A 13,035-nucleotide genomic window follows, 5' to 3' on the forward strand; every position below is an offset into this window, starting at 1 on the left:
ATGAACCTACCCAAAAAAGTCATTGTCGGCATGTCCGGCGGCGTAGACTCCTCTGTCACTGCTTTGTTATTGCAAAAGCAGGGGTTTGATGTGGAAGGTCTGTTCATGAAGAACTGGGATGAGGATGATGGCACCGATTACTGTACTGCCCGCCAGGATCTCAATGACGCCCAAGCCGTTGCAGATTCACTGGGCATCCATCTTCATACTGCCAATTTCGCTGCAGAATACTGGGACAACGTTTTTGAGTACTTTCTGGCCGAGTACAAAGCCGGTCGCACACCAAATCCCGATGTCCTATGTAACCGCGAAATCAAGTTCAAGACATTTCTTGACTACGCCCTCATTCTTGGCGCCGAGGCTATCGCCACCGGCCACTACGCAAGGCGTCTTGACAGCAATGGGCAAACCTTTCTACTAAAAGGGCTGGACAACAACAAAGATCAGAGCTATTTCCTGCACGCTGTTGATGAAGCCGCTTTTTGTCAATCGCTGTTTCCCCTCGGTGAACTTGAAAAGCCGGCTGTGCGGGCTCTTGCGGAACAATATGGTCTTGCTACAGCAAAGAAACGGGACTCCACCGGCATCTGTTTTATCGGCGAACGTCGTTTCAAGGATTTTCTCGAACAGTACATACCGGCACAACCCGGCGATATCGAAGATCCGGAGGGCATTGTTATCGGTATCCATCAGGGCTTGATGTACCATACACTGGGGCAGCGTCAGGGGTTGGGCATTGGCGGTCTTCGAGGTGCCACAGATGACCCCTGGTACGTGGTGGGCAAAGACCTTCCCAGAAACATACTTATTGTGGCCCAGGGGGCGGAACACCCGCTTTTGTACAGCGACAGTTTGAGCACTACTGAGGTCCATTGGATCAACGGACTACCCGCTCACAATGAATTCCGATGCAAAGCCAAAGTTCGTTACCGACAAGCTGATCAGGGGTGTACTGTCACGAAGAATGACGATGGCTATCAGGTCCTGTTTGATGAGCGACAACGGGCCGTTACTCCCGGACAATCCGTCGTGTTTTACGATGGAGAGATTTGCCTGGGTGGTGGGGTAATCAATCACACATGGAACTCGACTGAGTCGTTATGCTGCTAAAGAAACCTACAAAAGATCAGATTATTGCACTCAGTGGCGTATTTCAGGCTTGCCAGCTCGTCGAAACCTTGGCAAAAACCGGGGCAATCCCCGCAGATCGTTTTCAAGTCTGTATCGAGAGCCTGTTTCAGCAAAACCCGGAAAGCACCGAACAGGTATTCGGTTCAGTGGATAACCTTCAGCTGGGCATGGAAACCCTGCAGGAGCTACTGACATTACAGACGACCGCCAAGCAGTCCGACACGCTACGTTACGCAGTGGGCGTCATCCACCTATCCAGAAAACTGTTGAACAATAAAACCATGATCAACATGATCGGAGAGCGGCTGGAACAGGCTGATCGCCAGGCAACGCACTTCTCTTCAGTTAGCCATACCAACGTCATTGCAAACCTGGCGCAGATCTATCAGGACAGTATCAGTACATTTCGCTACCGCATTCAGGTAAATGGTTATGCGGGATACCTGCAACAGGACTCTATTGCTCAACGCATACGCTGCCTGCTTTTTGCCGGCATCAGAGCAGCCATTCTGTGGCATCAACTGGGCGGCAAACGCTATCACTTGATATTCAGTCGCAAACAACTCCTCAGTCAACTTCATACCCTGCACACCCAACTTTAAAGCGCGCAGTAACTTTCCCTGAAAACCCCAACCATATCGGGTAAAATTTGCGGATTTCCTGATCCGGACACAAGATAATCTCATGAACCTTTCCGAACTTACTGCCATCTCCCCTATTGATGGTCGCTACAGCAGCAAAACTGAGCCACTGCAGGTGGCATTCAGTGAATTTGGTTTAATCAAATACCGTGTGACCGTGGAGGTTCGCTGGTTACAACAGCTGGCTTCCCATCCGGACCTGAAGGAAATTCCGCCATTTTCAGATAGTGCCAACGACGTACTGAATCAGTTGGTGGAAAATTTTGATGAGCAGAATGCTAAAAGAATCAAAGAGATAGAGCGAACCACCAACCATGATGTAAAAGCGGTTGAATACTTTATCAAGGAATCTATCGCTGTAAATCCGGAGTTACTGGCGGTATCAGAATTTGTCCACTTTGCCTGTACGTCCGAGGATATCAACAACATCGCCCATGCGCTGATGTTGAAAGAAGGTCGCGATCAAATCCTGCTGCCACAGGTTGGCCAGATTGTGCATCAACTGAGCGAATTAGCCCACCGTTATGCCGATGTCCCCATGCTGGCTCGCACCCATGGACAGACTGCCTCCCCAACTACGATTGGCAAGGAGATCGCCAATGTTGTCTACCGGATAACGCGACAACTCACGCAGATTCGGCAGGTATCGTTGATGGCAAAAATTAACGGTGCCGTTGGCAATTACAACGCGCACCTGTCCGCTTACCCAACCGTGGACTGGGCAAACAATGCAGAAATGTTCATTACAGGCCTGGGCCTGGAGTGGAATCCCTATACCACTCAAATTGAACCACACGACTATATTGCAGAACTGTTCGATGCCATAGCCCGGCTCAATACTATCCTGATCGACTTCAATCGCGATATCTGGGGCTATATTTCTCTCGGCTACTTCAAACAGAAAACCATTGCCGGAGAAGTCGGTTCTTCCACCATGCCACATAAGGTAAACCCGATAGATTTCGAGAATGCCGAGGGCAATCTGGGCATTGCCAACGCCATCTTTACCCACCTGGCGCAAAAGCTGCCGATTTCCCGCTGGCAAAGGGATCTCACCGATTCCACCGTACTCCGCAATATGGGTGTGGGTTTCGGCTACAGTCTGATTGCCTACCAGTCGACATTAAAAGGTATTGGTAAACTGGAACTGAACCAGTTGCGATTAGAGGCTGATCTCGAGAGTGCATGGGAGGTTCTTGCCGAACCGGTACAAACCGTAATGCGACGTTACAATATTCCAGAACCCTACGAAAAACTGAAAGCCCTGACACGCGGGCAGGCGATCACGCGGGAATCCATTCAGGCATTTGTCGACACACTGGATATCCCTGAAATAGCCAAAACTGAACTGCTCGCTTTGACACCCTCCAATTACATTGGCAACGCCCCCACTCAGGCGAAAGCGATCTAGTTTTTGTCCAGTTTTTTCAGACAGCCCAACTTTTGATGAGTACCACCAGGTTTCAGCGAGGACAGCCATGACCATTCAATCGATTCTTGGAAACTTGTCGACTGAGGAGTTTCTCGCTGAATACTGGCAGAAAAAACCGCTGCTGATCCGGAATGCCTTCCCCAATTTTGAGTCGCCGCTAACACCCGATGAACTGGCAGGCCTGTCTCTGGAAGATGAGGTGGAATCGCGCATTGTCTTTGAAAAAGGTGAGTCCGGCCCTTGGGATGTTCAGCATGGGCCTTTTGAGGAGAGTATTTTTGCCCAACTCCCCGAAAGCTGCTGGAGTCTTTTGGTCCAGGGCGCGGATCTGTGGGTACCGGAAGTCAAGGCGTTGCTGCCCTACTTCAATTTTCTACCGCCCTGGCGAGTCGATGACATCATGGTCAGTTATGCCCCGCTCGGTGGTAGCGTCGGCCCTCACTTCGACTATTATGATGTGTTTCTGCTACAGGGTCAGGGACAGCGTCGGTGGCAGGTTGGTCAGTTCTGCGATCAGCAATCATCGCTTATAACCGGCACACCACTCCGAATTCTGCAGACCTTTGATGCAGTGGATGAATGGGTCCTTCAGCCGGGCGACATGCTTTATCTGCCGCCGGGGATTTCCCATTGGGGGGTCGCAGAAAATGATTGTCTCACCTACTCGATCGGTTTCAGGTCACCATCGCTCACAGATATGCTAGACGACCTCACCACAGAACTGATGTCCCAGGGAAATAGCTGCTACTACCGGGACCCACCTCTTAGGCCTTGCATGGCAACTGAAACGATTGATCCTGCCTTCATTGAGCAAGTGCAAGCCATGCTCAGGGAAATGGCGGAAGATAAAACATTGCTGGGGGACTGGTTTGCCCGCTACATGACCGCACCGAAGTACCCGGAATTGGTCGATGAAGCGGACGTTGATCGACGCGCCACGATTGATGGCAGACATTATTTAAACGGAGAACAGGTCGATAAATAGTGCATCACCTTTGGCTTGCTGACAGTCACCTGCATTACTTATCGATAGCAACGCCGCCTCCGGGCCAACGGGTATCGGTCACACCTGAACGACGACCACTCTTTTCAGCAATAGCCTGAACTTTGCCCAGCACACGGGTGTGAGGAGATGTTTCATGCCCCATTTTCTCAAGTATTCGGATAGTATCGGGGCTAATACCTCGCTCAAACACAACCTGGTCAGGCAGCCATTGATGATGAATACGGGGTACCGCAGCAGCTTCGGCAATATTCATATCAAAATCGAGGTGATTAAGAATATGCTGCAACACCACCGTAATAATGGTACTGCCCCCCGGGCTGCCCGTTGCCATAATCGGTTTTCCGTCCCGGAATACTATCGTAGGTGTCATTGAAGACAGCGGCCGTTTTCCCGGACCGATAGCATTGGCTTCTTCACCGGTCAGCCCGTAGGCATTGGGCACCCCGGCCTTTGCCGAGAAATCATCCATTTCATTATTGAGCAGAAAACCGCCGCCCGTCACAGCAATACCACTGCCGTATGAAAAATTCAGTGTATAGGTATTGCTCACTACATTGCCCTGCTCGTCCCATACGACAAAATGGGTTGTTTGGGGACTTTCTTCAGGCACAGCCAGGTGCGGCTGGACGTCCTCCGACCGACTGGCCCTGCTCAGATCAATATCCTTGCGCAACTGTGCTGCATACTGCTTATCAATGAGACGGTCTACCGGAACCGGGTAATAGTCCGGGTCACCAAGGTGTCTGCTGCGGTCAGCATAAGCGCGCCGCATGGACTCTATCAGGCGATGCAGGTAAGCGGCACTGTTGTGACCATGGGACACCAAATCCCAGCCCTCCAGTATATTGAGCATCTGGATGAGATGAACACCGCCGGAGGATGGCGGTGGCATGGAATCAATTCGATAACCACGATAGATCCCAGATACAGGCCGGCGCTCAACAACCCGATATTTAACCAGATCACGGGCTGTAATAAGCCCATTGCCCCTCGCCATTTCATCGGTAATCAGTTTGGCAACCGGACCGCGATAGAATCCATCGGTACCTCTGGTGGCAATAAGCTCCAGCGTGGTCGCCAGGTCAGCCTGGCGCCATAGGCTGCCAACCTTTAGCGGCTTACCATCTGAGCGAAAAAAATAGCTGGAAGATGCCGGATGGGACTGTAACCGGGGTGCAGCCTTATTGAGTGAAGCAGCCAGTTCATGGTTCACAACAAAGCCCTTTCTGGCCAGAGCAATGGCCGGCGCCATGACTTTTGACAGACTCATCGTGCCGTAACGTTCAAGGGCGTGAACCAGACCGGCCACTGTCCCGGGGACACCGGCAGCCTGATGGCTGAATCGGGAGAGTGATTTATCAACTTCCCCATTGCGGTCAAGAAATTGATCCTGTCGGGCGGCAGCCGGAGCCATTTCACGGTAGTCGATAGCCAGTGTTTTATCTTTCTCGGCCAGATATACCATCATGAACCCGCCGCCGCCCAGATTGCCGGCCTGAGGGAGCGTAACAGCCAGCGCAAAACCAGTGGCGACAGCTGCATCCACCGCATTGCCCCCCCGCCTCAAAATATCGGCACCCACCTGACTGGCCAGATACTCCTGGGATACAACCATACCGCCATCAGAATAAACCGGATGAAGACGGTCGTCGTATTCAAAAATTACCGGTGCCTCGTCGGCATAAAGCATCGCCGGCAATAACATCCCCACTAGTATCAACCTTAAGATTAAAGCACCCACATTCATTCCCTGTTGTCTTCCAGTACTGCTCTTAGCGTAACATCCACCACTGTTTATATGGCCATCCCACAGCTAAGATAAGCAAAAAGAGGGGGGTGCTCTGTGGAAACCATTGATTTTTTTCCTATTGAGGTTGAACAAACCAGCTGGCAAAACTCAAGTGTGCAGCTCAAGGCGATACGCCATCAGATGTTCGTCGATGAACAACATGTACCCATTGAAGAAGAGATTGATGAACACGATCCAGTGGCCATGCATTGGCTCGCGTATGGACCTGACGAGATTCCTATGGCGACAGCCAGAATGCTGCCAGATGGCCAGATTGGCAGGATGGCTGTATTAAAGGGCTATCGGCAGTTGGGTGTCGGATCGGCTCTGATGCGCAAAATGATCAAATATGCCGTCCGTGAGGGGCACCAGGAGCTGACGCTGAATGCACAAATCACGGCATTACCTTTTTACGAGGGCTTCGGTTTTACTGCACAGGGCGAAAATTTTCTCGATGCAGGTATCCCACACAGAAAAATGGTACTGGACCTGCACCAATACACAGATCACACACCAAAACCGGTTCTGAAAGAAATTGCCGAAGAAGATCGCCAGCGAATTTCCGTTGAAGGACTGGATCAATTCCGTGATCAGGCTGTTTCACTGGTACAGCTGGCCCATCGGGAGGTTCGTATTTTTTCAGAGCGACTGGAAGCGGCTATCTACAGCAATACTGAGTTTTGCGATGCAATTTACACATTTGCCACCAGCCACCCGCTGGCCAGGGTGAACATACTGGTCAGGGATCTTTATCAGATCAGACACCAAACCAACCAGCTCAAGGAACTCTGTCACCGCCTGCCCAGCCGCATCCAGATGCGAAAATTCAATTCACTGGAACCCTGTCTGCACCGTGAATTTTTATTGATCGACAAGAGCGGCATACTCTACAAACAAGAACCTGAACGGTTTATCGGTTATGCCGTGTCATATGCTCCACTGGAAGCAATTGAGCTTGTGGAGGAATTTGATAACCATTGGGAGCAGGGAGAAGTGGACCCGGAGTTACGGCGCCTGCACATCTAAGGGCACTACTCTTAAACCGACGACAAAAAAACGCCGTTCCAGGGAACGGCATTTTTCTCGGGCAATATCGACGATTACTGTAACTTCGCCTTCTGCCGATAGGCATGCAACAGAGGTTCAGTATAACCACTGGGCTGAGCACAGCCCTTGAACACCAGATCACATGCCGCAGCAAACGCCACACTGGTATCAAAGTTTGACGCCATGGGACGGTAATCCGGATCGTCAGCATTTTGGGCATCGACAATTTTAGCCATGCGCTTCATGGTTTCCATCACCTGCTCTTCGCCACAAATCCCATGGCGCAACCAGTTGGCTATGTGCTGGCTAGAAATACGCAAAGTCGCGCGGTCTTCCATAAGACCAACATTATTGATATCAGGTACCTTGGAGCAACCAATGCCCTGCTCCACCCACCGAACCACATAACCAAGAATGCCTTGAGCATTGTTGTCCAGTTCTTTCTGAATGTCCTCTGCGGTCAGTTCACCATCCAGCAGTGGGATGGTCAAAATATCATCCACACTGGCGGGAACCCGATTCGCCAGTTCATTTTGCAGGGCAAAAACGTCTACCTGGTGATAGTGAATCGCGTGCAATGTTGCCGCAGTGGGTGAGGGTACCCAGGCAGTATTGGCACCTGCTTTTGGGTGGCCTATCTTGGCCACCATCATATCGGCCATCTGGTCTGGAATCGGCCACATGCCCTTGCCTATCTGGGCACGTCCTTTCAATCCACAAGCCAGCCCCACATCCACGTTCTGGTCTTCGTAAGCAGTGATCCACTTCAGGGTTTTCAGCTGGCCCTTTGGCGCGAATGGACCCGCTTCCATACTGGTATGGATTTCGTCGCCTGTGCGATCTAGGAAACCTGTATTAATAAAAACCACACGCTCACTGGCGGCACGAATACACTCTTTCAGGTTTACAGAGGTACGGCGCTCCTCATCCATAATGCCCACTTTCAGGGTATTTCTGGGCAAAGCAAGGGCATCTTCTACCGCAATAAACAGGTCGTTGGTAAATGCCACCTCTTCCGGACCGTGCATTTTCGGCTTTACGATATAAACACTGCCGGTTTTACTGTTGCGGACTGCGCTGTTGCCTTTCAGGTCATGGATAGCGATCAGACTGGTGATCATGGCGTCCATTATTCCTTCCGGAATTTCATTACACTCAGCGTCGAGAATTGCAGGGTTGGTCATCAGGTGACCCACATTGCGGACAAACAGCAGGCTGCGACCCGGTAACACCAGCGTATCCCCGGCAGGCGTGGTATATTCCCGATCGGAGTTCATGCGACGCACAATGGTCTTGCCAGCCTTGTTGAGGGTTTCCTCAAGGTCACCTTTCATCAGACCAAGCCAGTTGCGGTAAACCAGTGCCTTATCTTCGGCATCGACAGCGGCCACGGAGTCTTCACAGTCCATGATAGTGGTCAAGGCTGCTTCCATCAGGATGTCCTTGACGCCTGCCGCGTCAGAAGAGCCAATTTGACTGCTTCGATCAACTTGAACTTCCATGTGTATATTATTGTTTTTTAATAGAATTGCATCGGGACTTTCAGCTTCTCCCCGATACCCTACAAATCTCCCTGGATCGGATAATCCAACTTGAGCACCGTCATCAAGCACAACCTGTAACTGGCCATCAATAACACGGTATTGAGTGGCCTCCTTGTGAGAGCGACCAGCGAGAGGGGTTGTGTCGTCAAGAAGTTTACGGGCGTAGGCGATAACCAGGGCACCTCGAACCGGGTTGTATTCCGCCGTCTTCTCGGCACCACCGGTTTCCGGAAGGACATCGGTACCATAGAGCCCATCGTATAGGCTACCCCAACGAGCATTGGCCGCATTCAGGGCAAAGCGGGCATTCATCACGGGTACAACCAGTTGCGGACCTGCCTGTTGGGCGATTTCGGGGTCAACATTCTCCGTCGTGATCGAGAAATCTTCACCCTCTGGAACCAGGTAATCAATTTCTGTCAGGAAGGCCTTGTACTCGCGAGGGTTGTGAACCCGACCGTTATGTTGCTGATGCCAGGCATCAATTTGTGCCTGTAGCTGATCACGCTTTTTCAGCAGTTGACGATTTTTTGGCGCAAATTCATCGATAATTGCGCTGAATGACTGCCAGAAAGCCTCCAGGTCAATTCCGGTGCCGGGAATAATCTCGTGTTTGACGAGGTCGTGAATGGCTTGAGACACCTGAAGTCTACTCACTTGAATACGTTCAGTCATGATTGAGCCCTGTGGTTACGATAGGGAAGACGAGCGAGAATTGTAGGGAACCCAGTGGGGATTTAGCAATTTTATGGGTATTATTTTCGCTATTTACTCAGCGAATGATGTTAGCCGTTATCAATCTAGTGTTTTTGCCACGTCTGCAATGGTTCGCCGTATCCACTGATGAGCAGGATTGTGCTGCAACAGCGGACTCCAAGCCATTTTCAGCTCAATCTCAGGAATCTCAAAGGGTGGCTTTAGAATCGTAACATGCGGATTGCCCACCAGCAGAGAGGCGGCCTTAGTGGGCAGCGTCACTACCAGGTCATGCAACTCAGCCAGCCTCATGGCGGCCTGATAATGACGGGTAAACACGCGAATACGGCGTTTCTTGCCAATCCTCGTCAAGGCCTCATCAACCCAGCCAAGTCGTTGTTCCGCCCCGGGCTCCATACCCACACCAACCCCCATTCCTGTTTTACTGACCCAGACGTGACCACTCTCCAGATAGTTGTCCAGTGTGAAATCGTGAATAATCGGATTGTGAATACTCGCCACACAGGAAAACGTATCTCGCCAAATGGTCATCTGATGAAATGACTGCGGCAACACGTCAAAACGGTTGATCACCAGGTCAATACTGCCCTGCTCGACATCCTGATAACTGATATCGCTGGGGGTCAACACATCGAGTGTTATATTGGGAGCTTCAGAGCGCAAACGCCGCATCAAATGCGGCAACAAAGTTGACTCGGTATAATCGCTGACAGAAATCCTGAAAACCCGGTCGGCCTCAGCCGCATTGAATTCACGGCGGGGAACGACCGCCTTTTCAACCGACGCCAGAACTTCCCGGACTATGGGCTGTAGCTGTTCGGCCCGCTCAGTGGGGGTCATGCCATCGCTGGTTCTCACCAGCAGTGGATCATTGAATAAATCCCGAAGTCGCCTCAGACCATTACTCATGGCCGGCTGGCTGATACCCATATTCTCTGCAGCTCTGGTAACATTGCGCTCTTTCAGTAGCACATCCAGATACACCAGCAGATTCAAATCGACGTTTCTTATATTCATTTTAAAAATACCGAAAATAATAACTATAGATTAGCTAAATTTTAGGTCGATGGCTAGAATCCGTATCCACAAATTTTCCTTTTCTCTATCCAAACTGGAAGGACACACCATGTCAAACTACACCAAAGAGATTGATGCTGTAGCCAAAGTGCGCAATGCCAACAGCACCTGGAGCGCCATCAACCCTGAGTCAGCAGCCCGCATGCGTATTCAGAACCGTTTCCGCACTGGTCTGGATATTGCCCGTTATACTGCCAAAATCATGCGTGATGATATGGCGGCTTATGATGCCGACAGCTCTCAATACACCCAATCCCTGGGTTGCTGGCATGGCTTTATCGGTCAACAAAAACTGATTGCCATCAAAAAACACCTCAAAACCACCAAGAAACGCTACCTGTACCTGTCAGGCTGGATGGTTGCCGCACTGCGTTCTGAGTTCGGTCCACTGCCCGATCAGTCAATGCACGAAAAAACCTCTGTTTCCTCGCTGATCGAAGAGCTTTATACCTTTCTACGCCAGGCCGATGCCCGCGAACTGGATCAGCTGTTCGTGGACCTGGATGCTGCCCGCGAAGCCGGGGATAAAGCAAAAGAGGCCGACCTGTTAAACCAGATCGAAAATTTCGAGACTCACGTGGTACCGATCGTCGCCGATATTGATGCCGGCTTTGGCAACCCCGAAGCGACCTACCTGTTAGCGAAGAAGATGATCGAAGCGGGCGCTTGCTGTATCCAGATTGAGAACCAGGTATCGGACGAAAAGCAATGCGGTCACCAGGACGGCAAAGTAACTGTCCCTCACTCTGACTTCCTAGCCAAAATCAATGCCGTTCGCTACGCGTTCCTGGAACTGGGTGTCGACGACGGTGTTATCGTTGCACGTACCGACTCCCTCGGCGCTGGCCTGACCAAGCAGATTGCTGTGACCAACGAACCCGGCGATTTGGGTGACCAGTACAACAGCTTCCTCGATGGTGATTACGTTCAGAGTGCAGAAGACATCCAGAACGGTGATGTAGTAATCAAGGCCAATGGCAAGCTACTCAAACCAAAACGTCTGGCCTCAGGTCTGTTCCAGTTCCGCAAGGACACCGGTATTGACCGCGTCGTTCTGGACTGTATCACCAGCCTGCAAAATGGCGCCGATCTGCTGTGGATCGAAACCGAAAAACCCCACGTTGGTCAGATCGCTGAAATGGTTAACCGAATTCGCGAAGCAGTGCCCAATGCCAAACTGGTCTACAACAACAGCCCCTCCTTCAACTGGACGTTGAACTTCCGCCAGCAGGTCTTTGATGCCATGCAGACAGAAGGCAAAGATGTTTCTGCATATGATCGCGAAAAACTGATGAGCGTAGACTACGATGAAACAGAGCTGGCGAAGCTGGCTGACGAGAAGATCCGTACCTTCCAGGCGGACGCGGCTCGCGAAGCGGGTATCTTCCACCACCTGATCACCCTGCCTACTTACCACACGGCTGCCCTGTCCACCGACAATCTGGCAAAAGGCTACTTTGCAGATCAGGGCATGCTGGCTTATGTGAAAGGCGTCCAACGTCAGGAAATCCGTCAGGGCATTGCCTGCGTAAAACACCAGAATATGGCTGGTTCCGATATCGGCGATAACCACAAAGAATATTTTGCTGGTGAAGCCGCTCTCAAGGCCGGCGGTAAAGACAACACGATGAACCAGTTCTAAGGTTCATTCATCACCCATTCCCCTAAGAGTAAAAGTTTGGGAGCTGCTTCGCAGCTCCTTTTTTTTGCCTTGCTCAATGTGCTGCTATTTCGGCATCAGGCCATATAACCAGTCCGCAAGGGCTCGACATTCCTTATTGAGAGGTTCTGAAATGATGGCATGTCTCAATGCTGTATTCCCTGAATGAGTGCCATCGACACTTGCCGGAGTTCATTTGAGCTAATCACTACGGTCCGCTCTGGGACATCAGAGCACTCAGCTCTCCCGAAATAACATAAATGAGTTGGTGAATGATCAAGCGCTTCCTGCCCATCGCTACAATCAATGAGTGATGAAAATAGAATTTCACTTGTGATTTACCGGCAGCTCATACGAGGGTCGGGGCTGCTATTTACAACAACTGTAATTGCTACAGAAAATCAATAAAAACAACCTATTAAAGTAGTTACTTAAACCTTTTTGGAATTATTCGAAGCAAGGTGTTATCGCGCAAAATATAATGATGGAACAACCCTGCCAGGGCGTGAAGCCCTATCAAAAAATACCCTGCGCTGCCAACCGTCTCATGAACCTCTTTAATGGCTTTGGCCAGCGTTTCGTTTTCCGGCATCAATGCCGGAAAAGTCGTCCCGAAAAAAGGCACAGGCTTACCACTGGCGCTGAGCACCAGCCAACCCATCAGCGGCATGGCAATCATAAAAAGGTATAAAATGGCATGCATCGATCTTCCCGCCATCACCTGCCAGCGAGGTGGCGCTGGCAGAATCTCCGGCCTCACTTGTAAAAGTTGGGCAACCAACCGAATCCAGACCAATATAAAAACAGTCAGCCCGAGCATAAAATGCCAGGTTTTGAAGGCTTCACGGGGGTCACTACCCTTTGGGTAGAGTTCACGCAATTCAATACAGCTGTAGACCGCAATCAGTAACAACAACATCAGCCAGTGGAAAGCCACTGACATCAAACCATAGCGTTCGCTGGTATTACGCCAATCCACAATAACTCCTGA

Annotated in this window: 10 protein-coding genes; 6 read left to right on the forward strand and 4 right to left on the reverse strand. The window is 50.8% G+C overall.

Going from position 1 to position 13,035, the window contains the following annotated elements:
- From mnmA to AACZ64_RS03610, 4 genes are all read left to right on the forward strand, one after another.
- Positions 1–1,110, forward strand: coding sequence for a tRNA 2-thiouridine(34) synthase MnmA (gene mnmA / locus AACZ64_RS03595; protein ID WP_293614347.1), 1,110 nt, complete (start codon positions 1–3; stop codon positions 1,108–1,110).
- Positions 1,101–1,733 (forward strand): high frequency lysogenization protein HflD, encoded by a 633-nt coding sequence (gene hflD, locus AACZ64_RS03600; protein WP_293614346.1) that lies wholly within the window; start codon positions 1,101–1,103, stop codon positions 1,731–1,733. The genes mnmA and hflD overlap by 10 nt, the downstream gene beginning before the upstream one ends.
- A gap of 82 nt (positions 1,734–1,815) precedes the next feature.
- Positions 1,816–3,183, forward strand: coding sequence for an adenylosuccinate lyase (gene purB, locus AACZ64_RS03605; RefSeq protein WP_293614345.1), 1,368 nt, complete (start codon positions 1,816–1,818; stop codon positions 3,181–3,183).
- 67 nt (positions 3,184–3,250) lie between these two features.
- The gene (locus AACZ64_RS03610) at positions 3,251–4,189 is read left to right on the forward strand and encodes a cupin domain-containing protein (protein WP_293614344.1); all 939 of its coding nucleotides are present in this window, start codon (positions 3,251–3,253) and stop codon (positions 4,187–4,189) included.
- A gap of 34 nt (positions 4,190–4,223) precedes the next feature.
- On the opposite strand, the gene ggt is transcribed toward AACZ64_RS03610, so the two are convergent.
- Positions 4,224–5,915 carry a gamma-glutamyltransferase gene (gene ggt / locus AACZ64_RS03615; RefSeq protein WP_293614388.1) on the reverse strand — a complete coding sequence of 564 codons (1,692 nt, stop codon included), beginning with the start codon at positions 5,913–5,915 and terminating at the stop codon, positions 4,224–4,226.
- Between the two features lie 138 nt (positions 5,916–6,053).
- Here ggt and AACZ64_RS03620 point away from each other — a divergent pair, with 138 nt between their 5' ends.
- The gene (locus AACZ64_RS03620; protein WP_293614343.1) at positions 6,054–7,025 is read left to right on the forward strand and encodes a GNAT family N-acetyltransferase; all 972 of its coding nucleotides are present in this window, start codon (positions 6,054–6,056) and stop codon (positions 7,023–7,025) included.
- Between the two features lie 74 nt (positions 7,026–7,099).
- On the opposite strand, the gene AACZ64_RS03625 is transcribed toward AACZ64_RS03620, so the two are convergent.
- Both AACZ64_RS03625 and AACZ64_RS03630 read right to left on the reverse strand, forming a co-directional pair.
- On the reverse strand, positions 7,100–9,265 hold the full coding sequence (locus AACZ64_RS03625; RefSeq protein WP_293614342.1) for a malate synthase G: 2,166 nt from the start codon (positions 9,263–9,265) through the stop codon (positions 7,100–7,102).
- Between the two features lie 120 nt (positions 9,266–9,385).
- Positions 9,386–10,324: a LysR family transcriptional regulator gene (locus AACZ64_RS03630; protein WP_293614341.1), complete on the reverse strand. Its 939-nt coding sequence runs from the start codon at positions 10,322–10,324 to the stop codon at positions 9,386–9,388.
- Between the two features lie 109 nt (positions 10,325–10,433).
- Here AACZ64_RS03630 and AACZ64_RS03635 point away from each other — a divergent pair, with 109 nt between their 5' ends.
- The gene (locus AACZ64_RS03635) at positions 10,434–12,026 is read left to right on the forward strand and encodes an isocitrate lyase (RefSeq protein WP_293614340.1); all 1,593 of its coding nucleotides are present in this window, start codon (positions 10,434–10,436) and stop codon (positions 12,024–12,026) included.
- A 445-nt stretch (positions 12,027–12,471) separates the two neighbouring features.
- Here the strand turns inward: AACZ64_RS03635 and AACZ64_RS03640 are convergent, their stop codons facing one another.
- Entirely contained in the window at positions 12,472–13,023 is a 552-nt protein-coding gene (locus AACZ64_RS03640) for a cytochrome b (RefSeq protein WP_293614339.1), read from the reverse strand.
- Between the last annotated feature and the right edge of the window lie 12 nt (positions 13,024–13,035).

It is taken from the genome of uncultured Porticoccus sp., from assembly GCF_963975625.1.
Taxonomy (GTDB): domain Bacteria; phylum Pseudomonadota; class Gammaproteobacteria; order Pseudomonadales; family Porticoccaceae; genus Porticoccus.

Bases quoted from the DNA above. Each gene is read 5' to 3' on its own strand.
- AACZ64_RS03635 (WP_293614340.1), top strand. From the start codon at position 10,434: ATGTCAAACTACACCAAAGAGATTGATGCTGTAGCCAAAGTGCGCAAT.
- purB (WP_293614345.1), top strand. From the start codon at position 1,816: ATGAACCTTTCCGAACTTACTGCCATCTCCCCTATTGATGGTCGCTAC.
- hflD (WP_293614346.1), top strand. From the start codon at position 1,101: ATGCTGCTAAAGAAACCTACAAAAGATCAGATTATTGCACTCAGTGGC.
- ggt (WP_293614388.1), bottom strand. From the start codon at position 5,915: ATGTTATTGCCGGCGATGCTTTATGCCGACGAGGCACCGGTAATTTTT.
- AACZ64_RS03610 (WP_293614344.1), top strand. From the start codon at position 3,251: ATGACCATTCAATCGATTCTTGGAAACTTGTCGACTGAGGAGTTTCTC.
- AACZ64_RS03625 (WP_293614342.1), bottom strand. From the start codon at position 9,265: ATGACTGAACGTATTCAAGTGAGTAGACTTCAGGTGTCTCAAGCCATT.
- AACZ64_RS03630 (WP_293614341.1), bottom strand. From the start codon at position 10,324: ATGAATATAAGAAACGTCGATTTGAATCTGCTGGTGTATCTGGATGTG.
- mnmA (WP_293614347.1), top strand. From the start codon at position 1: ATGAACCTACCCAAAAAAGTCATTGTCGGCATGTCCGGCGGCGTAGAC.